We start from the raw sequence: 22,812 nt of genomic DNA on the forward strand, positions 1-22,812 counted from the left end.
GCGAGAAGGTCTGCTCCCCGCACACGCGGGGATGGTCCCATGGAGCTGCGCCTCGACCGCCGCCTCGCCGACCGCTCCCCGCGCACGCGGGGATGGTCCCACCACCGCGGCCAAGGCCACCAGCCGCATCATCTGCTCCCCGCGCACGCGGGGATGGTCCCGGCGACCCCAAGATCCTGGCGCTGGCCCGCAGCTGCTCCCCGCGCATGCGGAGATGGTCCCTCGCCGGCGGCGTGCCCGACCTCGTCGAACCGCTGCTCCCCGCGCACGTGGGGATGGTTCCGTGGCCATTACGCCCCGCGCGCCGTTCGGCGACGGCTCCCTGCGTATGTGGGGGCGTGGTCGGGTGCTCGGCCGGACTCGGGTGGTGGCGGGGGCGATGGTGGTCAGGAAGGGGTTGCCGCGCCGAAGTTGTCGGCGACCAGGCGGGTGGCCCAGTGGCGGAGGACTTCGGCCACGGGTGGGTGGTGGAGGCCGGCGGCCTGGGCGAGGTGGTCGGCGGAGGTGGTGTCGTAGCGGTCCTCGGAGAGGAAGGTGAGGGTCTCCGGGTCGGCGCCGGTGAGTGTGCGGGGCAGTCGTCGGACGATGCCGACGGGGACCCGGCCCCGGGGTGCGCGCACGCCCAGGTGGTCGGCGAGCAGTGTGATCATTTCGGGTAGGGGCGGGGTGGCCGGGTCGAGCACGGTGTGGGCGTGTGCCGGTCCGGTGTCGTGCTCCGGGACAGCGGCGAGGAACCGGGCCAGATGGTCGATCGCCACCACGGGGACGAAGGTGCGGGCCGTGCCCGGCAGCAGCGGCAGGCGGCCGGAGTGGAGTTGGCGGACCAGGCCGGCGAGTCCTAGGTACTGCCCGGACTCGCCGGTGATCGAGTGACCGATGACGCTGCTCGGGTTGACCGTCGTGAGCGGTACGCCGAGTCGGCCGGCGGTCACCCGGACGGCGGCGTCGCCGAGTTGCTTGGACGCCTCGTACGCGCCGAGGCGGGCGTAGAGGGTGTCGGCCTCGGCGGGCGGAAGCGGGTGGCGGGGCGCGGCATGGCGGCCGACGCGGTACCCGGAGGCGTGGACCAGTCTGCGCAGGCGCGGTCGCCCGGCGGCCCAGTGCAGGGCGTTGAGCGCGCCGTCGACGTTGGCGGCGTGTGCCGTCGCGCGGTCGAGGCCGAAGCGGAAGACGGCGGCGAGGTTGTGGACGTCGCGGACCTCGGCGAGGCAGGCGTCGTCCTCGGGGGTGAGTCCGAGGCCGGGGCGGGTGAGGTCGGCGGCGACGGTGGTGAGCGGGTGGTCGTCGGCGCCGTGTGCGCGCAGCCAGTGGCGGAGTTCGCGGTCGCGGGCGGTGCCGGGGCGGAAGGCGGCGGCCGTCGGTTCGCCGCGGGCGAGGAGTTCGAGGACCAGCCACCGGCCGAGGAACCCGGTGGCGCCGAGGACGAGGGTGGTCGGCGGCGGTGGTGCGGTGCTCATGGTGGCTCCGATTCAGTAGACCGGTCTGTATATTTTCGACGCATGCCCGGAGCTACTAAGTAGACCGGTCTGCATATTTTTTGGCGCAAAAGGTGCGGACGGGCGCCCGAGCGGCGCTCGCCCGCAGCTTGCGTCAGCGGGTGGGCTGCGGGACCGGGGCCGGGACCGAGGCCGGGACCCGGTCCCGGTGTGCGGTGATGAGGTGGCGTACGGCGTGGGAGGCGTCGAGCAGCGGTTCCACGGAGCGGCGCACCTGGGCGAGCAGCACCGCACCCTCCAGCAGGGCGAGCGCCTGGCCGGCCGCGACGTCCGCCTCGGCGGCCTCGAAGCCCTCGGCCGCCAGCCGCCCCGCGAGCACGCGCTGCCAGCCCGCGTACACCTCCGCGCAGACCTGGCGCAGGCTTTCGTTGCCCCCCGCGACCTCCAGGGCGACGGTCGCGACCGGGCAGCCCTTGGTGAACTCGGACTGTGTGAGGCGGTCGGCGAAGGTCCGGGCCAGGGCGGTGAGCGCGGTGGACGTGTCGGCACCCTCGCGCACGATTGCGGCGAGCAGGTCCGAGACCTCCTGGCCGGCCTGGGTGAGCGCGGCGGCGACCAGCTGGTCCTTGCCCTCGGGGAAGTGGAAGTAGAGCGAGCCGCGTGGTGCGCCGCTCTCCGCCACGATCTGGTTGAGGCCGGTGCCGAAGTAGCCGTGTGCTTCGATCAGGTTCCGCGTCCCGGCGATCAGCCGGGCGCGGGTCTCCTCGCCTTTGACTCCCATGAAGAAAACTGTAGACCGGTCTGCATATTCCTGTCGATGCCTTATGTCGACCAAAGTTGACGTGGCGACGGTTTCTGACGCCGCCCCCCATCGCATACCGTTCGGCGCATGACGAAGAGCCACCCGTCGAGCCCCGGTCCGCAGAACGGCCGCACCGGCATGCTCGCCGCGCTGCTGGCGCTGAGCGTCTCCACCGTCGCGCTGACCGCGCCGCGCGCCGTCTCCGCCGGACCCGGCGAGGCGGTCGTGGACGAGGGCTTCAACGGCCCGGGACTCCCCACCGGTTGGAGCGCCGTCGAGGGTGACTGGAAGGTGGAGGGCGGCCGGCTGGTCGGCACCTCCGCCGACGCCGGCCGGCAGACCAGGATCGCCTTCGGCCGCCACCTCGACGACTTCCGCATCGAGGTCACCGCCCGCTTCGAGACCGCCGTCGACGACGTCCGCTGGACCGCCCTCGGCCTGGAGTTCAGCCGGAACGCCACCGACGCGGCCGGCCGCGACGTCCGGATCGCCGTCGAGGTGCACGGCACCACCGCCCGCTGGAGCGTCGACGGGCGCGAGGTGGTGCGCTCCACCCGGGTCGCCCGCAGCGCCGACGACGGCCAGGCACTGCTGGTCGACGGCTCGGCGGTGTCCTTCGACGACGTCAGGGTGACCGCGCTCGCCCCGGGCGCCTTCGTCCGCCAGCCGGGCGCGCCGCTCGCCGTGTTCGCCCACCGCGGTGCCTCCTCCGCCGCGCCCGAGAACACCCTTCTCGCCGACGAGGTCGCCCGCCGGGCCGGCGCCGACTGGATCGAGAACGACGTCCGACCCAGCCGCGACGGCGTGCCGTACGTCCTGCACGACGACACGGTGAACCGCACCACCAACGGCACCGGCGCCGTCCGCGACCTGACCGCCGCCCAACTGGACGGCCTGGACGCCGGCTCCTGGTTCGCCCCGACCGCGGCCGGCGCGCGGCTGCCGAGCCTCGCCGCCCAACTGGACGACCTGCGCACCCGCGGCGGCAACCTCCTGCTGGAGATCAAGGGCCCGCACACCCGCGACGAGGTGGCCCGCATCGTCCAGGAGGTCCGCGACCACGAGATGGCCGACCGGGTCCTCGTCCAGAGCTTCGAGGCCGACGCCCTGCGCCACACCCGCGAACTCGCCCCCGAACTGCCGCTCGCCCTGCTGCGCAGCAGCCTCGACGACGATCCGGTGGCCCTCTCCCGGGAGCTCGGGCTGGCCGCCTACCACCCCGCCGACGAAGCCCTCGCGGCCCGCCCGGAGGTGGTCGCGGCCCTGCACGCGGCGGGCGTCGCGGTCAACGTCTGGACCGTCGACTCCGCCGCCCGGTGGAAGGCCCTCGACGCTGCCGGAGTCGACGGCATCATCACCAACCGCCCGGCCGAGCTCGCGGGTTGGCTCTCCGCACACCAGTAGCGGCGTGGCGGCGTAACACAGTGGCGGCATCGCGGCGTGGCGACCCCCGGCAGGGCGCCCGGTGACGGGGCGGCGGCCGACGGCCCATTCGCTGACGAACCGTCAATCATCCCGACCGGAACGGAGGACCGGGCTCCAACCCGCGACCTCCGGCGGCTATCCTTGCGCATCGGTGCGCCCCGGCGCGCCGCAGCCGCACAGGCACGTGGACCGTTGAGGTGGGGGAGACATGGCGGACGGGCCGGAGATCACGGAGCTGGACTCCCTGGAGTTCTGGGTCACCGAGGACGACGAGGAGGACGGCGACACCATGGGCGTCTTCCGGCGCGACCGCGAGGCCGTCCTGCGCCGGGTCCCGCTCGGAGCCCTGCGCAGCAACCTCACCGAGACCGTCGACGCGCTGCAGGCGCTGTTCGAGCAGATCGCGGAGCGCGGCGGCCCGATGCCGCTCAAGGAGGTGCAGTTGAGCTTCCAGGTCTCGGCCTCCGGCGGCGTGCAGCTGATCGGCAGCTCCCAGGTGCAGGGCACGCGCGGGATCACCTTCGTCTTCGGCCGCTGACGCACGACGGGGCCGCACTCGATGCACGGGGGGTTCGCCGCGCTGCTGCTCGGCGCCGGCGACTACGACCTCGCGGGCTTCACGCCCCTGCCCTTCGTCCCGCGGGACCTCGAACGGCTCGGCGAGGCCCTGCTGGCGCGCGGCTTCCGGGTGGTGCTGCCCCCGGCCAGGGGCCAGGTCGGAGCCAACTTCGTGAACGGCGAGGTCGGCCACTTCCTGCGGACCGCCCGGCGCGGCGAGACGGTGCTGATCTGCCTGAGCGGCCACGGGCTGCACGCGGAGGGCAAGGACTACCTGGTCCCCGAGGACCTGCACTCGGGGGTGGAGCCGCCGTGGTCCGGCTGCGTCGCCATCGACTGGAAGTACGAGGTCGAGCGGACCCCGGCCGCCCAGGTGCTGTTCCTGATCGACGCCTGCCGCAACGGCGTCCGGCAGGACTTCATGAGCGGCACGATCGGCTGGGGGACCCGGGAGGCCCTGGTCGTCGCGGGCCGCAGCGTCGCCCACCTGTACGCGTGCTCACCCGGTGAGTACGCGCGCTTCGTCGGCTCCGACGACCTCCGGCAGGACACCGGGGGAGGTTCGTTCAGCCTGTTCTCGCGCGCCGTCCTGGACGTGCTGCTGGCGCACGACGGGCCGCTGAACCTGGAGCAGCTGCGCGTCGGCACCCAGGCCCGGATCCAGGAGTACCACGAGCGCTACGGCAAGCAGGGCCGGCCGCAGCAGGTCCGGGTCCTCACCGACGTCGACCAGACGGCGTTCCTGGTCGCGGGCCCGGCCCGGCGCGCCGTCGCCCCGCCCGCCGGCGGGGCGGGCGGATCGGCGCCGGTCCTGCAACCGCTCGCCGCCCACCCCGCCGACGCCGCCGTCGCCGCCCACGCCGCCGTCGCCGCCCACCCCGTTTCCGACGGCACGGCCGCTCCGCCCGTGGACCCGCAGGAGCTGCTCGGCCGCGCCGTCCACGAACTGCAGACCACCGGGCGGACCGGGTTCCTGGAGGAGTGCGCGGCCGTCGGCCCCGTGGCCGACCTGCTCTGGCTCTGCTCCCTGCCCCTCGCCCCGGGGGCCGCCGCCGCGATGTGGACGGCCGCGGGCCTGCGGCGGCCGGTCGCCCCGCTGATGGAACTGCTCGCCGCCCTGTGCGACGGAGGCCGGACAGCGGTCGCGCACCGGGTGCTGGAGTCGGCGGCCACCGGACGTCCGGCGGACGAGCTGCTCCTCGCGCTCGGCGCCCTCGGCCTGCCGCCGGAGAGCGCCGATACGCTGCGCGGGACGGTCCTCGGGGTGCTGGGCGGCCTGCCGCCGGCCGAGTTGGCGGCGTGCGTGGTCGTGCTGAAGCAGGCGGACCTCGGCGCCGAGGCGAAGTCGGTCCTCTCGACGCCACGGCCAGTGGAGGACCTGCCGCCGCTGCTGGCCGCGCTGGACGCCGCGGAGTTGGCGGCCGAGGCCCGTGAGCTGCTGCGGGAGGCGGTCACCGGGTACGGCGCGCAAGCGGTGGACGGCCTCGTCGAGGCGCTCGGGCGCGCAGGTCGGGCCGAGCACCGCACCGCCGTGCTGACGCTCCTCGCGACGGGGCCCGCGGACGGCATCGTCGCCTGGCTGGCTGCGGGCCGTTCGCGCGCCGGCTTCGCCGAGGACGCCGGCTTCGTCGAGGACCCGGGCTTCGCCGAGGACGCCGCCTTCGTCCTCAGGACCGCCGTGGCCACCGGGGACCGGCACGCCCTTTCGCCGGCGCTGCGTGCCGCCGGTCTGGCGAACCACCGCGACACCGTCCACGAGGAGATCGGCCGGCTCCCGACGGCGGACGTGTGCGTGGCGCTGAAGCGTCTGGCGCACGGCGGTGCGACGGAGGACGCCGAGGCGGTGGCGGCCCGCGCGGTCCGGCCCTTCCGCCCGGAACGGGCGGCCGAACTGGTCCTCCTGCTCGACCGGGAGGGGCCCGCCGAGCTGCTGGCACCCGTCTGCCGCGAGCTCTCCGAGCAGCCCCCGGCCCAGGTGGTGGCGTTCCTCGGACACCTCGGGCACCTCGGACACCTCGGGAACGCCAGAGGCCTCGTCAAGACGGTCATGTCGTCCTTGGGCCCCTCGTATCCGCTGGACCAGGCCGTGCCATTGGTCAAGGCACTCCGTGAGCGCGGCCTCACCGGCGCCGCGGGCCGCTTCCGGCGCGCGCTGGTCCGTGAGCGGGGGGCGGCGGACCTCCTGCCCGTGCTGGCGAGGGCCGGCGACCAGGACCGGTCCGCCTTCCTGAAGGACCTCCTCGCGGCCCACCGGGCCCCGGACCGGCTCGCCGAACTGCTCCACCTGGCCTGCGGAGAGGGCCTGCGCGGCACCGTCGGCCACCGGATGGCGGAGAAGGTGGTCGCGGGGTCGGACGACGAGGCACTCGTCGCCGTGCTCGCCGAACTCCGGGCGCCCGGCCGGGAGGCCGCCGAGGAGGAACTGATCGGTCGGCTGGGGCTCAGCCCGGTCGCGGATCGCCCGGAGCGGATCGCGCGGTTGCTGGCGGCCGAGGGCCTGCACGGTTCCGCCGCCGAACTGCTCATCAGGGTGGCCGAGGAACGGGGCCCGAAGGGGGTGGCCCTGCTCGGTGCGGGCCTGCTGGCCCACCCGCAGCACCCGCAGCCGGAACTCGGCAGGCGCCTGCTGGTCGAGGCGACCGAGGACCGGCCGGTGGCCTACCTGGCCGAGCTGGCCGCTGAGCTGGCCCGGCACCCGGACGGACCGGGGCCGCACGCCGAGGGCGCCGAGATCCTCCGCAGGGCGGTCGAACGGCGCTCGCCGGCGGACGTGGCGGAGCTGCTGGTCATCCTCGACGCCCAACGGCCGGGCGCCCTCGCGTTCTACGACGTCACCGCCCTGCTCGGCGCGTTCGTCGGGGCCAGACCGGTCCACGAGATCGACGCCCTGCTCCAGGAACTGAACGCCCGCCGCGCCCGGCACCGGCTCGGCCTCAGCCTGGTGGCCGCCGTTCGGGGCGCTGCGCCCGCCCTGTTCCAGGTCACCCGCCTGACCGGGGCGGCGGCGGGCACCCGGTACGTGCTGGACGCCTTCGGGGACGACACGCCGATGCGGGCGTGGGAGGTGGGCGAACTCCTCGGGGAGCTGGAGCGGCTCGGCTGCCGTGAGGAGAGCTTCGCCGTGTTCGAGCAGCTGGGCTGCTTCCAGCCGCCCTCGGCCGTCTGCGGGCTGCTGGCCGGGTTCCGGGGCACGTACTTCTTCGGGGTGCTCTGCGAGGCTACGGCGAAGCGTCCGCCGAGGGAGATCACCGCGATCCTGTGGGAGTTCGGGGACTCGGGGGAGGCGGGCCTCTCGTTCGCGGAGTACCTGGGCCGGTTCCTCCCGCCGGACCTCTGCTGGGCCGTGCTGGTCGAGCTGCTCGTCGGCGGGCGGAGGCGTCTCGCGGGAACCGTCCTCAAGGCCGCCCCCTGGTCCCGCTCGACGAAGGGGCTCGCTCGGCTGCTCGCCACCCTGGAGCAGGAGGACGACGTCCGGCGCCGGGCGGCGCTGGACACCCTGACCCTGGACCTGCACTCCGCCGCCTGGGCGATGGAGCTCCTGCACCGCCTGCACGACCAGGGCCTGCACGAGGGCGCCGTCCCCGTCCTGCGGGCGCTCGCGCACACCCCGGACGCCTGCACCCAGTGGCTGGAGATGCACGCGCTCGGCTGGTTCCGGTACGCCGCCTTCCTGCTCGACCGGCTCCCGGGGGAGACGGACGTCCTCCCGTGGTACCGGCAGCTGCCGGGGACGCCGCCGAAGCCCGGCCGGAAGGCGCTGCTGCGGGCGTCCGGGGCGGACGGCCCGCCGCGCGCACTCGCCGCCGGTGCCGCCACGGCCCGGGCGGCGCTGGGCGCGGCGGCCCTGTACCGGTCGCCCGCAGCCGTCGCCGAGCTGCTGATCGCCCTGGCCGGCGAACCCGGCGGGTGGACCGAGCCGGGGCGGATCCTCGCGGCCGTCCGGCCGTGTGCTGAACTCGGGCAGGTCCTGGCGGAGTTGGGCCGGCTGGGGCACCCGGACGAGGCGGTCCGGATCGTCGACAGCGTGGTCGCCGACGAGCCGGTGACCAGAATCGCCGAACTGCTGGAGGCCGGGGACGGTGCGGCGGCGCTGATCGCCGAGTCCGTGGTCACCCGGGACACGACCGCCGACCTCATCGACGGCCTGGAGCGGGCCGGTCACCGGAGGAGCGCCGAGGTGCTGATCGACACCGTCGTGGCTGTCGGGCGCAGCGGGAGCCGGGCCGCCCAGGTGGTCGCGAGGCTGGCCGGCACGGGTGTGCGGTCGGCGCTCCGCCTCCGTCTGATCGGCGGCTTCTGCCGCCGGCAGCGGGCCGCGGAGGTCGCCGCCTTCCTGGCCCACCTCGACCGGTACGGTCCGAAGCGGGAGCTCGAACAGGCCGTCGGGGCGGTCCGCGCGTCCCGTGCCGCGGAGTTGGCCGAGATCCGGCAGGCCCTGAAGGAATCGGGCTACGGGAACCGCCGACTGCTGACCGCGCTCGCCGAGCAGCCTCCACCGCCGCCCACCGGTCGGCGGCTGTGGCGCAAGGACACCAACGGTCCCTGACCGGGCCGCGAACGGGAGCGGCCGTACCGGGGAAGGCGTCCCGGGGAAGGCGTCCCGGGCGTCGGTCCAGCACTCCGCTCGTCCTGGAGGAGCCGGTGGCTCCGGCTCCTCCGGGGTGCTGGTCGCGCCCTTCCGGGGGGACCGCCTTCCGGCATGGCGCCGGGACCCTAGAACGTGCCGAAGCTCGCCGGGCCCGTCGGGCGGTAGGTGTGGGCGGTGACGCCGGAGGGGGTGGTGCGGGTGCCGGCGAGGTGGAAGGCGGTGGGCGGGCCGGCCTCGGGGAAGAGGCGGTGGCCGGTGCCGAGCCGAACGGGGGCGGTGACCAGGTGGTACTCGTCGATGACGCCGTGCGGCATCAGGGCGCGGGCGAGGGCGCCGCTGCCGTGGATCTGGATCTCGGTGTCGCCCAGCCGGTCCTTGAGCGCGGCCACCTCGCCCGCCAGGCCGCCGGGGGCGGCACCCGTCAGCACGGTGGTGTTGTGCCAGGCGGGGTCGCGCAGGGTGGTCGAGGCGACGAACTTGGGCAGGGCGTTGAGCGGGACGGCGATCGGGTCCTCGGGGTCGGTCGCCTTCGGCCAGTAGCCTGCGAAGATGTCGTACGTCCGGCGGCCGAGCAGGAAGGCGCCGGCGCGGCCGATCACCGCGTTCATCAGGGCGCCGAACTCCTCGTCGGCGAACGGGAACAGCCAGCCGCCGTGGGCGAAGCCGTCCTCGCGGTCCTCCTCCGGCCCGCCGGGGGCCTGCATCACGCCGTCGAGGGTCAGGAAGGTGGTCAGCACGAGCTTGGCCATGAAGGGTCTCCCCGGTCGGATGTCGCCCCCCGGGGACCCAAGATCCCAGACCGGCCGTCGCGTCGCCGCCGCGCCACGCCGTCGCGGCGGCGCCCGGCGGCAGCCCCTCCGCGGGGACGAGGGGCCGCGCCGGCGGGGGCGGCCTGCCGGCGATGCTCCTAGGCTCCTGCCATGACGACTCCCCGGCCCGCACCCCTCGACCTCCTCTGGCGGGGCGGGTTCACCGACCGTGAACTCGACGCCCTGCACGCCGCCGCCTTCGGCTACCCGGTCGACGCCGACCGCCCGCCCACCCCCTGGCGGGCCCGGCTGGAGCGCCACAGCCTCGGCTGGGTCTGCGCCCGCCCGGCCGCGGACGGCCCGCTGCTCGGCTTCGTCAACGTCCTCTGGGACGGCGGCGTCCACGCCTTCCTCCTCGACACCGCCGTCGACCCGGCCGTCCGGCGGCGCGGCACCGGGACCCGGCTGGTCGCCGCGGCCGCCGACAACGCCCGTGCGGCGGGCTGCGACTGGCTGCACGTCGACTTCGAACCCCGTCTGCGCGACTACTACCTCGACGCCTGCGGCTTCCGCGCGACCGACGCCGGCCTGATCCGCCTCTGAGCGCCCTGCCGTACGCTCGCGGGATGGACGGATGGGTGGGGGCCTGGACCGGCGGACGGCGCGCCGTGCACATCGGCAACGTCGCCGACTTCAACGAGCAGTTCCGCCAGGAGGACGAGCCGCCGGACGCCGAGCGCCGCGCCCGCCGGCTGCGCCAGGCCCACCACTACGCGGGCCTCGCCGTCGCCTACGGCCCCGACCCCGCCGCCCTGGTGCTGCCCGCCGAGGTCGACCGGGCCTGGATCGACCTGCTCGCCCGTGAACTCGACTGGGGACCGGTCGAGTTCCACGCCGGCATCGCCCCCGGCAGTACGGTGGCCGACGCCCTCGCCGCCCGCCCCGCCCTGGCCGGACGGCTCGCCGGCGACCCCGGGCCGGTGCTGCACTGGGGCCGCACCCCCGACCTCGGCGACGGGCCGGAGCTCGCGGCCGTGCGCCGCTACGAGTCCAAGGCGGCCACCCACGAACTGTTCACCGCCCTCGCCCCCGGCCACCCCGGCATCAGGGTGCCCGGCCAGGAGCGCGCCGACACCCCGCGCCGCGCCGCCCGCCGGTTGACCTCCCGCGCCGCCCGGGGCCTCACCACCGTGCTCAAGTCCCCGCACGGCGTGGGCGGTTACGGCACCGCCGTGGTCACCCCGCAGGAACTGCTCGCGGCCGGCGGGGCCCGGGCACTGCTGCGCCGCCTGGTCCGCGAGGACGTGCTGCCGCCCGGCGGGGAGCTGCTGCTGGAGGAGTACGTGGACGGCGGACCGGCCGGCTCGGGCCGGCTGCGCGACCTCACCTTCGACGCGGTGATCGGCGCCGACGGGCGGGTGCACCCGGTCGGCGTCGGCGAGATGGCCGTCGACGGCACCCGCTACCAGGGCGTGACGGTCGGTCCGGACGTGGTGCCGCCCGGCGCCGCGGCCGTCGCCGAACGGTTCGGGCTCGCGGTGGGGGAGCGGCTGGCCGCCGCCGGCCACCGCGGCTGGTTCGACGTCGACTTCGTCACCGACCGCGAGCGCAGGCTCGCCCCGACCGAGGCCAATCTGCGGCTCACCGGCCCCGCGATCGCCTTCGTGCTGCGCCACCGCCTGGACGAGGTGCGCGGCCCCGGCCACCTGGTGCGCACCCTGGACGCCATGCCGCTCGGTGCCCGGCTCTCCCAGGAGGCGCTGTTCGGGCACCTGGAGCGGCTGCGCCCGCAGTGCGCGCGGCTCGGCGCGACCGTCCTGCCGCTGATCGTGACGGCCTGCTACGAGCCGGAGCCCGCCGTCGGCCTGGCGCTCGCCGCGCGCGACGCCGAGGCGCTGGAGGCGGCGCAGGCCCTGCTCGGCTCGGCCCACCACGCACTGGGCCGGATGTTCGAGGCGCTGCGCTGACCGGGCGGTCGGCTCGACGGCGGCACGGTCAGCGCGGCTCCTTCGGCTGCCAGGCGAGGAAGCGGACCACGACGGCCGCCGCGACCATCAGCGCCACATTGAACACGTAGACCAGCCACACCTCGGTGGCCAACACCGTGCGGTCGGCCGTCCGGTAGAGGTTGTCCTGCGGCCACCACGCCGCCAGCAGCCAGAACACCGACAGGTGGGCGGCGAACGAGAGCCCGGGCGGGCGTCCGAGGCGGCCGATCGCCGGGGCGCCGACCAGCAGCCAGGCCGTGCCCAGCCCGAACGAGGCCCACTCGAAGAGGTACAGCCCGCGGAAGAAGGCGTCGTACGGGGACGGCACCAGCGAGACGTCCGTGGAGCCCGGCCACAACTGCCCGGTGAACAGCCACGCGGCCACCGCGAACGGCACCGCCAGCATCAGCACCGCGCAGCCGGTCCGCGTCTCCGGGGAGGCCGCCCCGCCGCCCCCGCCCTTGCCCCGGTACCCCTTGCCACCGCGAGCCCGGTGCGGCGCGGAGTGGCCGACCGGCGCGGGCAGCGGCAGCGCGCCCCGGTCGAGCTTGCCGGCCCGGGTGCGTGGCAGTTCGGGCAGCGGGACGACGGCGGCGGGCGTCCCGTCCTTCGGCAGGTGGACGGCGAGGTGGGTGGAGAGCGACCAGCCGTCGGTGCCCGGCGTGCCGGGCGCGGTCGCCGCGTAGCCGACCAGCTCCCGCCGGCCGGGCGCCACCTCGACCTCGGTGACGGCCGCCTCCCGCACCCCAGGGTGCGCGCGCAGCCGGGCCTCGGCGCGGGCCGCCGCGCTCACCCGGGCCACCACGGTGGAGGACGACGGCCGCTCCTGCGGCCCGACCACGCCCGCCGCCCGGCCGACGAAGCGCAGCGTGCCGTCCGGTGCGAGCCGGCCGAGGTCCCTGGTGAGCAGCAGCCGCCCGTCCGGGTCGAAGTCCGCCCGGACGAACCGCTGCGCCGTCTCCTCGGGCCGGCCGAGGTAGCCCCGGCCGAGGCCCGGACCGGCGAGCGCGATCTCACCGGTCGTGCCGTCCGTGTGCGGGGCGCCGTCGGGGCCGAGCACGTACACCCGGGTGCCGGGGAACGGCACGCCCACCACCGACTCCGAACCGCTGTTCGGCGGCTCGTGGAGGCTCCGGAGCTCGAAGTACGTGCTGTCCACGGCGGCTTCGGCGAGCCCGTAGACGTGCACCACCCGGGTGCCGGGGCCGAGCAGCCGCCGCAGCGCCAGGTGCTCGTCCGGCCACCACTTCTCGGCGCCGACGGTGAGCAGCCGCAGGCCCGGCAGGCCTTCCGCGCCGCCTTCCGCGCCGCCTTCCGCGCCGCCTTCCGCGCCGCCTTCCGCGCCGCCTTCCGCGCCGCCTTCCGCGCCGCCTTCCGCGCCTTCCGCGCCGCCTTCCGCCGCTCCGCCCGCCGCCGCGAGGTGGGCGGCGAGGCGGCGCGCGGTGCGCACGTTCAGTTCCAACACGGTGATCCGCTCGGCGGCCACCAGCGCCGGCAGGTCGGCGACGTCGGCGCCGCGGTCCAGCGTCAGATTGCGCGGGGCGACCACCAGGGTGGCGCCCGAGCACAGCGCGCGCACCCAATCGGCGGTGAAGACGTCGAACTCCAGGCTCGCGGTGCTCAGCACCCGGTCGGCGGGGGAGAGGCCGTAGGCCTCGCTCCACCCGTGGTGGGCGGTCAGCAGGTTGCGGTGCTCGACCACCGCGCAGCGCGGCGCGCCGGTGGTGCCCGAGGTGGTGAACACCACCGCCGCGTCCTCGGGCCGGACCGGCACCGGGGGCGGCCCGGCGGGCAGCTCCGGCAGGTCGGCGGCGGCCGAGTCCACGCAGACCAGCGCCCGCGCGCCGGCGTCGGTCAGCCGGATCCGGTGGGCCTCCTCGGTGACGACCACGGCCGGTGAGGCCTCGTCGAGCACGTGCCGCAGCAGCGCGTCCGGCGCGCCCGGCTCCAGCGGCACGTACGCGGCGCCCGCCTTCAGCACGGCCAGCAGGGCGACGTACACCCCGGTGCCCCGGCCGACCGCGACCGCGGCCCGGCCGCCCGGGCCGAGCCCGAGGACGGCCAGGTGGCGGGCCAGCCGGTCGGCCCGCGCGTCCAGCTCGCCGTAGGTCAGCTCCCGCCCGGCCCACCGGACGGCGACCGCCCCGGGGGTGCGCCGCGCGTGCTCCTCGAAGCGTCCGGGCAGCGTCCCGGCGCGTCCCGTTCCGGCCTCGACCGGTTCTCCCGTCCCTGCCATGCCCGCCCCCTTCGACCCGGCCCGACCCGGTGCGTCCCGCACCGCTTCCACGCTCCGGCGCCCGGTTCCGGTTCCCCCTCCCGGTGTCCCGCCCCGGTTCCCCGATGGTGCCGCCGACTCCCCTCCGGGAACAGGGGCGTGCGGGAGCGGACCGGTGCCCTCAGGCCTTCAGCAGGACGTCGGCCACCCCCCTGGGGCCCGCGAGCACCACGGGTTCGGCCATCACCCGCAGGGTCTCGCGCAGGGTGTGCAGGAGGCCGGCCATGGTCCGGTGGGCCTGCGGGGTGTCGACGTAGATCGAGTTGATGTGCAGACCGGTGGAGTCCCGTTGGAACCACGAGGTGCTGCCGTTCACCCGCGACACCCACACGTAGGCCGTCGGCCGCCACCGCGGGTGGTGCTCGGCTCCCGGGCACTTCCGCATGTCGATGTAGGAGACGAAGTTGACCGGGAACGGCCAGCAGCGTCCGGTGAAGTGCTCCGGTGCGAGGAGTTCCCAGGCCCGGATGAAGGGCACGTCGATGCTCTCCATCATGGTCGTGAAGCCGTCCCGGACCCCGGCGATCAGCTGGGCGAAGTCGAGGTTCCGGGCCACCGCGAACTCGATGGGCAGGGTGTTCACGAACCACCCGAGGGAGTTCCGCCAGGTGCCCCGGCCGCGCTCGCTGAGCGGCATCAGCGCCCGGTACCGGTCCGGGCCGCCCTCCTCCCGCAGGGCCACGGCCACCGCTGCGAGCAGTCCCATGAACGGCTTCCCGCCGACGTCCCGGCAGCGGGCCTCCAGCGCCTCGGCCTGCCGGTCGTCCAGCAGGGTCGCGGTGTCGTTGACCACCGGGTACAGCCGGCCGGGCTCGACCCCGAGGTCCAGCGGGAAGCGCGGGAAGACGCCGTCGTTGCGGCGGATGAAAGCCCTCCAGTAGGCGAGCCGGTCGTCGTCGACGCCGATGGACGCGTAGCTCCGGCGCTGCTCCCGGGCGAACTCCAGGTAGCTCCCGGGGGACGGGAGGTCGGGCTCCCCGCCCCGGCAGTACGCGGCGTACGCGACTTCGACATCGCGGACCACGTTCGGCATCGACATGCCGTCGGAGACGATGTGGTCGAAGGCGAGGTACACCGTGGTCGAGCCGGTGTCCCGGATGACGGCGCCCATGACGTACGGCGGCCAGGCCATCGTGTCGATGCCCTTCTGGAAACCGTCCGACAGGAACGCGCGGATCTCCTGGGACGTGTCGAACTCGCCCATGTCGACGGCTTCGAGTTCGATGGCGTCCGGCCGGTGCACGGCGTAGGAGAGGTCGCCGAGGAGCCGCTGGAACTCGCAGCGCAGCACGTCGTGCCGCCGGATCAGGAAGAGCAGTGCCTCCTCCAGCGCCGCGCGGTTGAGCGTTCCCCGGATCTCGAACGTGACGGCCAGCCATGAGGCCAGGGGCTCTTCGGTGTTGCGGGATTCGTCGATCAGCGCATGGTGCTTGTCCTGGTTGAACGACGCGCTTCGCCGGTTCCGCGTCCCGCGGTGGTCCGTGCAGGCCGGGTTCGGCGGGCTGATGCGCCACTCGACAACGTGCCCCGGCGCGATATCGGCCGTTTCCAAAGGAACTTGGCGCATGGTGCTTCTCTTCCGGATGAAGGGGCGGGTCTTCCGCGGACCAGTGGGCTGCGATCAGGGCGAACGGGTTTGTCCGGTCCCTTCTCCTGCTGCCGTCGTGCGCCCCGGACTTGAATGCCTCGAAGGCGCGGCGAAGAAGCCCCGGCCGCCGTTGTTTCAACGGGGGGGGATCGCAATGGGCACCCGATCCACTGCAGAGCGTAGCGCCGCGTATTCGGCAAACTGTTGATCGGCTCGCCGCACTCCCCGGCGGTGGTGTCCAGCGCTCGGACGCCCGGGCTGCCGTCCGGGCGAACGGTTGTACTCTGCACGCGGACGGTCGGCGCCGGCCCGTCCGGTGGCGGCGCCGCGCCCGTGACCCTGCCCGGCACCGGACCACCAGGAGGACCGCCCGCATGAGCACGCCCGACCCGCGCCCGCCCGCTGAACCGTCCGCCGCCGAGCCGTCTGCCGCTGAACCGTCCGCCGCCGAGCCGCTGCTGCGAACCCGGGCCGTCGACGTCGTCCGCGACGGGCGCCACCTGCTGCGCGGGATCGACCTCGCCATCCACCCCGGCGAGCACTGGGCGCTGCTCGGCCCCAACGGTGCCGGCAAGTCCACCCTGCTCGCCCTGCTCGGCGCCGTCTCCCACCCCACCCGGGGCGAGGTGGACGTGCTCGGCCGCCGGCTCGGCCGGGTCGACATTCGCGGGCTGCGGGCCCATCTCGGCCACGTCAACCCCCGCCACCCGCTGCGCTCGCCGCTGACGGTGCGCGAGGTGGTGCTGACCGGCGTGACCAACACCATCGAGCCGGACCTGCACCGCAAGCCCGCCCCGGAGGAGCTGGACCGGGCCGAGCTGCTGATCGACACCCTCGGCATGACGGCGGCGGCGGAGTCGGCGTGGACCACGCTCTCCCAGGGGGAGCGCGGCCGGGCGCTGATCGCCCGCGCGCTGATGCCGAGTCCGCGGCTGCTGCTGCTGGACGAGCCCGCCACCGGGCTCGACCTGACGGCTCGCGAGCTGTTGCTGGACAGCCTGGACCTGCTGCGCCACCAGCACCCCGAGCTGGCCAGCGTGCTGGTCACCCACCACCTGGAGGAGCTGCCGGAGTCCACCACGCACGCTCTGCTGCTGCGTGACGGGGAGACGGTCGCGGCCGGGCCGGTGGACGAGGTGATGACCACCGATCTGGTGAGCGCCACCTTCGGGCACCCGATCCGGATCACCCGGCACGAGGGCCGCTGGACCGCCCGGGCCGCCGCGCCCCGGCGGTTCGGGCGCACCCAGGCGCTCTGACGCCGGACGGGCGGCGGCCAGGAATCGGCGGGTCTCGAGAGGGACTGCGAGAGGGGCCAGGAAAGGGCCTGCGAGAGGGGCCCTGCGAAAGGCCTGCGAAAGGCCTGCGGAAGGGGCGCGCACCGCCGGTGCGCGCCCCTTTACCACTTCTTTGCCATTCTCGCCACGCCCCGATGCGCCCCCGGTGGCCGAAAATCGTCGGTGGACCGACCGTCGGGAGCCCGCAGGCCTACTCCCACCTGCACCGTTTCGTGACCGCCCCCGGTGTAGACGGCAAAATCCGATATCCCTAAGGTATGCCTTAGCTAAGTGGGTGGGCTGCCCTTCGGTGCCAGAACTCCCACCCGTGCTCAGCCCTGCCCTGAAACACCCTGCCCTGACCGCTGGAGCCCGCATGCCCGCCCGTCGTTCCACCGCAGCCGTGCTGCTCACCCTCGCCGTGGCGACCGCCGCACTGGCGGGCTGCTCGCAGAAGAAGGACGACAAGGCATCGTCGGACGCCGTCAAGGTGAACGCCACCGACACCGCCTGCGAGGTCTCGAAGACCAGCTTCCCGGCCGGCCACGTCGTGCTCGACATCGCCAACAAGGGCTCGAAGGTCACCGAGGTCTACGTCTACGCCGAGGGCGACAAGATCGTCACCGAGCGCGAGAACATCGGCCCGGGCACCAAGGCGAGCATCACCGCCGAGATCAAGGCCGGCACGTACGAGATCGCCTGCAAGCCGGGAATGGTCGGCGACGGCATCCGCCAGAAGATCACCGTCACCGGCGACGGCGGCTCGGCCGCCCCGGCCGACCCGCGGCTGACCGCGGCCGTCGACGCCTACCGCACCTACGCCCAGGAGCAGGCCGACCTCACCATCCCGGCCGTCGAGGCGTTCGCCGCCGCGATCAACGCCGGCGACCTGGAGAAGGCCAAGTCGCTCTACGCCCCGTCGCGGATGGGCTGGGAGCGCACCGAGCCGGTCGCCGAGAGCTTCGGCGACGTCGACCCGAAGACCGACGCCCGCGAGGACGGCCTGGAGCCGGGCCAGGAGTGGACCGGCTGGCACAAGCTGGAGAAGTCGCTGTGGGCCGACGGCGCGATCGGTGACGCCGAGAAGAAGCTCGCCGACCAGCTGGTCGCCGACCTGAAGGACTGGCAGAAGAAGATCCCCGAGGCGGAGATCACCGCGACCAGCATGGCCAACGGCGCCAAGGAGCTGCTGGACGAGGTCGCCACCGGCAAGGTCACGGGCGAGGAGGAGCGCTACAGCCACACCGACCTGGCCGACTTCGCCGCCAACGTCGAGGGCGCCAAGAAGGCCTACGAGCTGCTGAAGCCGGTCGCCTCGGAGAAGGACGCCGAGCTGGCCAGGACGCTGGACTCCGAGTTCGCCGCCATCGAGACGCTGCTCGCCAAGTACAAGCAGACCGACGGCACCTACACCTCCTACGACAAGGTCGCCGAGCCGGAGCGCAAGGTCCTGTCCGACGCCGTCAACGCGCTGGGCGAGCCGCTGTCGAAGCTGGCCGCCGCGGTGGTCGCGAAGTAGTGCCCGCAGCCCGGTGCGCCCGCCCGCGGCGCGCACCGGGCACCGTACCCGCGCACCACGCCCGCACTGCGCCGTGGCGGCCCCGGTGGCCGCCGCGGCGTCCGTGAGTCCAGCACAGAGAAGGGCCCGCCCGCCGATGGACGCCGAGAACCAGCAGCAGAACGGGACGCCGGCCGACAGCGGCGCCGCCACGGACGTCACCGCCGACACCGCCCCCGCGAGCCGCACCGGGCGCACCGCGGTCAGCCGCCGCGCCGTGATCGGCTGGGCCGGGGCCGGGGTCGCCCTGGGCGCGGCCGGCGTCGGCTCGGTCGCCGCCGCCACCCGCCAGGACGACGACACCCCGGCCGCCCCGGTCACGGCCGGCGCGGAGATCCCCTTCTACGGCGACCACCAGGCCGGCATCGCCACCCCCGTCCAGGACCGGCTGCACTTCGCCGCCTTCGACGTCTCCTCGTCCGCCACCCGCGACTCGCTGGTCCGGATGCTGAAGGAGTGGACCAAGGCCGCCGCCGCGATGACCGGCGGCCGCGAGGTCGGCAGCGGCGCGGCCAACGGCCTGCCGGAGGCGCCGCCGGACGACACCGGCGAGGCCCTGGGGCTGCCGGCCTCCCGGCTGACCCTCACCATCGGCTTCGGCCCGAGCCTGTTCGAGAAGGACGGCGTGGACCGCTTCGGCCTCAGGGCCAGGCGCCCCGAGGCCCTGATCGACCTGCCCAGGTTCAAGGGCGACAACCTCGACCCGCAGCGCAGCGGCGGCGACCTGTGCGTCCAGGCCTGCGCCGACGACCCGCAGGTCGCCGTGCACGCGATCCGCAACCTGGCCCGGATCGGCATGGGCACCGTCAACATCCGCTGGTCGCAGCTCGGGTTCGGCAAGACCTCCTCGACCACCCCGGACGCCCAGACCCCGCGCAACATGATGGGGTTCAAGGACGGCACCCACAACATCGCCGGCACCGACACCGCCGGGCTCGCCGAGCACGTCTGGGTCGCCCCCGGCGAGGGACCGGAGTGGATGACCGGCGGCTCCTACCTGGTCGCCCGCCGGATCCGGATGCACATCGAGACCTGGGACCGCGCCCCGCTCAAGGAGCAGGAGGACGTCTTCGGCCGCACCAAGGGCGAGGGCGCGCCGTACGGGCGGACCAAGGAGCACGACGACCCGGACCTCAAGGCGATGCCGGTGGACGCGCACGTCCGCCTGGCCCACCCGGACTCCAACGACGGCCGGATGATCCTGCGCCGCGGTTTCTCCTTCACCGACGGCACCGACGGCCTCGGCCGGCTGGACGCCGGGCTGTTCTTCCTGGCCTACCAGCGCGACAGCCGCACGGCGTTCGTCCCGCTCCAGCAGCGGCTCGCGGCCTCCGACGCGCTGAACGAGTACATCCAGCACGTCGGTTCGGCCCACTTCGCCTGCCCCGCGGGCGTCCGAAAGCCCGGCGAGTGGTGGGGCCAGGCCCTCTTCGGCTGAGGCCGCCCCCCGCCCGTCTCGCCCGTACCACCTCTTCACCCCCCAGGGAGCCAGCGTGTTCGCCAACTACCTGATCGGCCTGCGCGAAGGACTCGAAGCCAGCCTGGTCGTCTGCATCCTGATCGCCTACCTGGTCAAGACCGGCCGCAAGGACCGGCTGCCCCCGGTCTGGACCGGCGTCGGCGTGGCCGTCGCCCTGAGCCTCGGCTTCGGCGCCGTGCTCCAGTTCGGCTCGACCCAGCTCAGCTTCGAGGCCCAGGAGGCGCTCGGCGGCACGCTGTCGATCATCGCCGTCGCCCTGGTCACCTGGATGGTGTTCTGGATGCGCCGCACGGCCCGCCATCTGAAGGTCGAGCTGCACGGCAAGCTGGACGCGGCCCTCGCCATGGGCACCGGCGCCCTGGTGGTCACCGCCTTCCTGGCGGTGGGCCGCGAGGGCCTGGAGACCGCGCTGTTCATCTGGACCGCGGTGCAGGCCACCGAGGACGGCTACAACCCGATCATCGGCGCGGCGCTCGGACTGCTGACCTCGGTGGTGCTGGGCTGGCTGTTCTACCGGGGCGCGCTGAAGATCAACCTGGCGAAGTTCTTCACCTGGACCGGCGCGATGCTGGTCGTGGTCGCCGCCGGCGTGCTCGCCTACGGCGTGCACGACCTCCAGGAGGCCGACTGGCTGGGCGGCCTGCACGACCGTGCCTTCGACATCTCCTCCACCATCCCCAAGGACAGCTGGTACGGCACCCTGCTCAAGGGCGTGTTCAACTTCCAGCCGGACCCGACGGTCCTCCAGGTGGTGGTCTGGCTCGCCTACCTGGTGCCGACGCTGGCCTTCTTCTTCGGGGTCTTCGGCAGCCGCCCCGCCAAGCCGGTCGCCCCGACGGCGGACGAGGCCAAGTCGGCCGCCTGAGCGAAGAGTTCAGGCCTTCGCAGCACCCCTGATCGCCCCCTCCGGCCACCCGCCGGGCGGGGCGATCGGCGTTTGCGGACGGCTCGGCAGCTGACGCGCGGTCAAAGTTCACCTCGCGGCTCTACCCGCGTAAACCCCTTGGCCCCCATCCTGGTTGGCAGCCCGGGCCGGTTCCCGCCCGGGGGCTTTCCCCTGCCCTCCTCGACCCAGGAGTCCCCCGCATGTCCGCGATCTCCGCCATAGCCGCGCCCCGCCGCGCCCTGGCCGCCGCCCTCGGCGCCCTGCTGCTCGCCCTCACCACCCTGCTCACCGGAGCCGGCACCGCTCGGGCCGCCCTGCCGACCCCGGTCTCGGCCGCCACCGCCCGCGGCTACCTCGCCACCATCGCGGTGGCCGCCGAGTCCCACACCAGCACCTACGACCGCGCGCTCTTCCCGCACTGGATCACCGTCTCCGGCGCCTGCAACACCCGCGAGACGGTGCTCAAGCGCGACGGCAGCAACGTCGTCACCGACTCCAGCTGCGGCGCCGTCAGCGGCAGCTGGTTCTCGGTCTACGACAACGTCACCACCACCACCTCGTCGAGCTTCGACATCGACCACCTGGTGCCGCTCGCCGAGGCCTGGCGCTCCGGTGCCTGGGCCTGGACCACCACCCAGCGCCAGGCCTTCGCCAACGACCTGACCCGCCCGCAGCTGATCGCCGTCTCCGCGAGCTCCAACCGCTCCAAGGGCGACCAGGACCCGTCCAGCTGGCTGCCGCAGGCCTCCTACCGCTGCACCTACACCCGCGCCTGGGTCCAGGTGAAGTACTACTACGGCCTCTCGGTCGACAGCACCGAGAAGAGCGCCCTCTCCGCTGTCCTCAGCGGCTGCTGAGGAAACGTTCGCTCACTGTGATGCACCGGCGCCCCACCGTCACCACGGGGGCGCCGGTGCCCCATTGTCCCGCGAATGGGCCTACGGTGGAGGAAGAGAACGTCTCGGCTTGGGAGCGTGGTCGAGATGAGCGGCAACACCGCCGCCCGGCCCAGGTGGTACATCCGCACCTGGCACGTCGTACGGGAGATCATCAGATTACGACCTCCCCGATCCGCCTGGCGCGAGCGCGTGCTCGCCCGGATCGGGTACCTGCGCGTCCTGCTCGACCGCGAGACCTGCGAGAACCTCTCCTGCGTCGATGCCGAGTGCCGCCGCCGCGTCCTGGTCGACGGCGCGCGCGTCCGCCTCGACAACGCCGCCGCGGCAACCGTGGAACGCTTCCACTGGCGGCGCCCGTGGTCGGGCGCCACCGCCCTGGAGGGCGCCTGGGCCAACGTCCGCGCCGCCGACGTCCTGCTGCTGGAGATCGTCCCCGCCGCGCTGCTGCCCGACCGGGCCATCGACATCCTCGCCATGGCCCGCAACCACCTCGGCCGCAAGGACCTGCGCACCGTCGCGCTCGGCAAACGCGTCGGTGCCGCCGACATCACGGAAACCGACCGCAACCTGCTGATCCGCACCCTCGACGCCGCCTACGCGGCCCTGGACGCCGAGTACGCCCGGGTGCGCAGTCTGCGCAACCTGCTCTGGGCCGCCACCCTGTGCGTCCTGGTCGGCGTGGCAGGGCTGGCCGTCTACGGCTGGTTCAACCCGAAGTCGCTCAGCCTGTGCTTCAGCCCCAGCCCCAGCCCCGCCGTCACCCAGGCCCCCGCCCTGGTCGTGCCCGACCCCGCCGCGACCCGGCTGGTGGTCTGTCCGTCGGGCGAGTTCGTCTGGGGCACCAAGGGCGTCATCGCCGGCAACTACGCGACCAGCGGCGACATCATCACCGTCGAGGTGGCCGGCCTGGCGGGCGCCGCGCTCACCGTGATCGGCTCGCTGCGCCGCATCCAGGGCACCAGCGCGCCCTTCATGCTGCCGCTGGCCGCCGCCGCCCTCAAGTTCCCCACCGGCGCGCTCTCCGCGCTGATCGGCCTGCTGCTGATCCGCGGCGCCTTCGTCCCCGGCCTGAGCGACCTCGACAGCCGCGCCCAGGTCCTCGCCTGGGGCGTGGCCTTCGGCGCCGCCCAGCACCTGGTGACCCGGCTGGTCGACGAACGGGCCCAGTCCACCCTGAAGGAGGTCGGGCGACCACCCGGCGGCGACGTCGCGCCGGAGGACGCCACCGGCGGCGCGGCGGCCCGCACCGAATCCTGAGCCACAGTGCCCGACAGCACGGCGCCCGCCGGGAGTGATCCCGGCG

16 protein-coding genes and 1 CRISPR repeat array (1 of these 17 cut by a window edge) are annotated in these 22,812 nt (G+C 74.5%); of the genes, 11 read left to right on the forward strand and 5 right to left on the reverse strand.

The annotated features are described in order from the left end of the window. A CRISPR array of direct repeats spans positions 1-283; the repeat unit is 29 nt; unit sequence CTGCTCCCCGCACACGCGGGGATGGTCCC (it extends 235 nt beyond the left edge of the window). 103 nt (positions 284-386) lie between these two features. Further along, positions 387-1,457 carry an SDR family oxidoreductase gene (locus ACFU74_RS14265; RefSeq protein ID WP_380756185.1) on the reverse strand — a complete coding sequence of 357 codons (1,071 nt, stop codon included), beginning with the start codon at positions 1,455-1,457 and terminating at the stop codon, positions 387-389. Between the two features lie 133 nt (positions 1,458-1,590). Then, a complete protein-coding gene (locus tag ACFU74_RS14270) occupies positions 1,591-2,217 on the reverse strand; it encodes a TetR/AcrR family transcriptional regulator (protein ID WP_380756187.1) in 627 nt (208 codons plus the stop codon). A gap of 108 nt (positions 2,218-2,325) precedes the next feature. Here ACFU74_RS14270 and ACFU74_RS14275 point away from each other — a divergent pair, with 108 nt between their 5' ends. From ACFU74_RS14275 to ACFU74_RS14285, 3 genes are all read left to right on the forward strand, one after another. Continuing rightward, entirely contained in the window at positions 2,326-3,642 is a 1,317-nt protein-coding gene (locus ACFU74_RS14275; protein ID WP_380756189.1) for a glycerophosphodiester phosphodiesterase, read from the forward strand. Positions 3,643-3,871: 229 nt separating this feature from the next. After that, a complete protein-coding gene (locus ACFU74_RS14280) occupies positions 3,872-4,201 on the forward strand; it encodes a hypothetical protein (RefSeq protein ID WP_380756192.1) in 330 nt (109 codons plus the stop codon). 21 nt (positions 4,202-4,222) lie between these two features. Then, positions 4,223-8,767 carry a hypothetical protein gene (locus ACFU74_RS14285; RefSeq protein ID WP_380756194.1) on the forward strand — a complete coding sequence of 1,515 codons (4,545 nt, stop codon included), beginning with the start codon at positions 4,223-4,225 and terminating at the stop codon, positions 8,765-8,767. A gap of 167 nt (positions 8,768-8,934) precedes the next feature. Here ACFU74_RS14285 and ACFU74_RS14290 read toward each other — a convergent pair whose 3' ends face one another. After that, positions 8,935-9,558, reverse strand: a complete 624-nt coding sequence (locus ACFU74_RS14290) for a dihydrofolate reductase family protein (protein WP_380756197.1) — start codon at positions 9,556-9,558, stop codon at positions 8,935-8,937. Positions 9,559-9,729: 171 nt separating this feature from the next. Between ACFU74_RS14290 and ACFU74_RS14295 the strand changes: the two genes are divergently transcribed. Both ACFU74_RS14295 and ACFU74_RS14300 read left to right on the forward strand, forming a co-directional pair. After that, positions 9,730-10,161, forward strand: coding sequence for a GNAT family N-acetyltransferase (locus ACFU74_RS14295; RefSeq protein ID WP_380756199.1), 432 nt, complete (start codon positions 9,730-9,732; stop codon positions 10,159-10,161). A 23-nt stretch (positions 10,162-10,184) separates the two neighbouring features. Beyond that, positions 10,185-11,525 (forward strand): hypothetical protein, encoded by a 1,341-nt coding sequence (locus tag ACFU74_RS14300; protein WP_380756201.1) that lies wholly within the window; start codon positions 10,185-10,187, stop codon positions 11,523-11,525. Between the two features lie 28 nt (positions 11,526-11,553). On the opposite strand, the gene ACFU74_RS14305 is transcribed toward ACFU74_RS14300, so the two are convergent. Beyond that, complete coding sequence (locus ACFU74_RS14305) at positions 11,554-13,782, reverse strand: AMP-binding protein (RefSeq protein WP_380756203.1); 2,229 nt, start codon at positions 13,780-13,782, stop codon at positions 11,554-11,556. A gap of 160 nt (positions 13,783-13,942) precedes the next feature. Beyond that, the gene (locus tag ACFU74_RS14310; RefSeq protein ID WP_380756205.1) at positions 13,943-15,373 is read right to left on the reverse strand and encodes a condensation domain-containing protein; all 1,431 of its coding nucleotides are present in this window, start codon (positions 15,371-15,373) and stop codon (positions 13,943-13,945) included. 410 nt (positions 15,374-15,783) lie between these two features. Here ACFU74_RS14310 and ACFU74_RS14315 point away from each other — a divergent pair, with 410 nt between their 5' ends. The 6 genes from ACFU74_RS14315 (at position 15,784) to ACFU74_RS14340 (ending at position 22,766) form a co-directional block, all read left to right on the forward strand. Continuing rightward, positions 15,784-16,668 (forward strand): ABC transporter ATP-binding protein, encoded by an 885-nt coding sequence (locus ACFU74_RS14315; protein ID WP_380756207.1) that lies wholly within the window; start codon positions 15,784-15,786, stop codon positions 16,666-16,668. 394 nt (positions 16,669-17,062) lie between these two features. Next, complete coding sequence (gene efeO / locus ACFU74_RS14320; RefSeq protein WP_380756210.1) at positions 17,063-18,205, forward strand: iron uptake system protein EfeO; 1,143 nt, start codon at positions 17,063-17,065, stop codon at positions 18,203-18,205. A gap of 136 nt (positions 18,206-18,341) precedes the next feature. After that, positions 18,342-19,682 (forward strand): iron uptake transporter deferrochelatase/peroxidase subunit, encoded by a 1,341-nt coding sequence (gene efeB / locus ACFU74_RS14325; RefSeq protein WP_380756212.1) that lies wholly within the window; start codon positions 18,342-18,344, stop codon positions 19,680-19,682. Between the two features lie 55 nt (positions 19,683-19,737). Next, the gene (efeU, locus tag ACFU74_RS14330) at positions 19,738-20,589 is read left to right on the forward strand and encodes an iron uptake transporter permease EfeU (RefSeq protein ID WP_380756214.1); all 852 of its coding nucleotides are present in this window, start codon (positions 19,738-19,740) and stop codon (positions 20,587-20,589) included. A 221-nt stretch (positions 20,590-20,810) separates the two neighbouring features. Then, on the forward strand, positions 20,811-21,467 hold the full coding sequence (locus tag ACFU74_RS14335) for an HNH endonuclease family protein (RefSeq protein ID WP_380756216.1): 657 nt from the start codon (positions 20,811-20,813) through the stop codon (positions 21,465-21,467). Positions 21,468-21,593: 126 nt separating this feature from the next. Then, positions 21,594-22,766 carry a hypothetical protein gene (locus ACFU74_RS14340; protein ID WP_380756218.1) on the forward strand — a complete coding sequence of 391 codons (1,173 nt, stop codon included), beginning with the start codon at positions 21,594-21,596 and terminating at the stop codon, positions 22,764-22,766. The last annotated feature ends 46 nt before the right edge of the window (positions 22,767-22,812 follow it).

Origin of the sequence: Kitasatospora sp. NPDC057500, from assembly GCF_042802195.1 — a bacterium.
Taxonomy (GTDB): domain Bacteria; phylum Actinomycetota; class Actinomycetes; order Streptomycetales; family Streptomycetaceae; genus Kitasatospora.

Bases quoted from the DNA above. Each gene is read 5' to 3' on its own strand.
- ACFU74_RS14290 (WP_380756197.1), bottom strand. From the start codon at position 9,558: ATGGCCAAGCTCGTGCTGACCACCTTCCTGACCCTCGACGGCGTGATG.
- ACFU74_RS14335 (WP_380756216.1), top strand. From the start codon at position 20,811: ATGTCCGCGATCTCCGCCATAGCCGCGCCCCGCCGCGCCCTGGCCGCC.
- ACFU74_RS14285 (WP_380756194.1), top strand. From the start codon at position 4,223: ATGCACGGGGGGTTCGCCGCGCTGCTGCTCGGCGCCGGCGACTACGAC.
- efeB (WP_380756212.1), top strand. From the start codon at position 18,342: ATGGACGCCGAGAACCAGCAGCAGAACGGGACGCCGGCCGACAGCGGC.
- ACFU74_RS14275 (WP_380756189.1), top strand. From the start codon at position 2,326: ATGACGAAGAGCCACCCGTCGAGCCCCGGTCCGCAGAACGGCCGCACC.
- ACFU74_RS14305 (WP_380756203.1), bottom strand. From the start codon at position 13,782: ATGGCAGGGACGGGAGAACCGGTCGAGGCCGGAACGGGACGCGCCGGG.
- ACFU74_RS14265 (WP_380756185.1), bottom strand. From the start codon at position 1,457: ATGAGCACCGCACCACCGCCGCCGACCACCCTCGTCCTCGGCGCCACC.
- ACFU74_RS14280 (WP_380756192.1), top strand. From the start codon at position 3,872: ATGGCGGACGGGCCGGAGATCACGGAGCTGGACTCCCTGGAGTTCTGG.
- ACFU74_RS14315 (WP_380756207.1), top strand. From the start codon at position 15,784: ATGAGCACGCCCGACCCGCGCCCGCCCGCTGAACCGTCCGCCGCCGAG.
- ACFU74_RS14340 (WP_380756218.1), top strand. From the start codon at position 21,594: ATGAGCGGCAACACCGCCGCCCGGCCCAGGTGGTACATCCGCACCTGG.
- ACFU74_RS14270 (WP_380756187.1), bottom strand. From the start codon at position 2,217: ATGGGAGTCAAAGGCGAGGAGACCCGCGCCCGGCTGATCGCCGGGACG.
- ACFU74_RS14300 (WP_380756201.1), top strand. From the start codon at position 10,185: ATGGACGGATGGGTGGGGGCCTGGACCGGCGGACGGCGCGCCGTGCAC.
- efeO (WP_380756210.1), top strand. From the start codon at position 17,063: ATGCCCGCCCGTCGTTCCACCGCAGCCGTGCTGCTCACCCTCGCCGTG.
- ACFU74_RS14295 (WP_380756199.1), top strand. From the start codon at position 9,730: ATGACGACTCCCCGGCCCGCACCCCTCGACCTCCTCTGGCGGGGCGGG.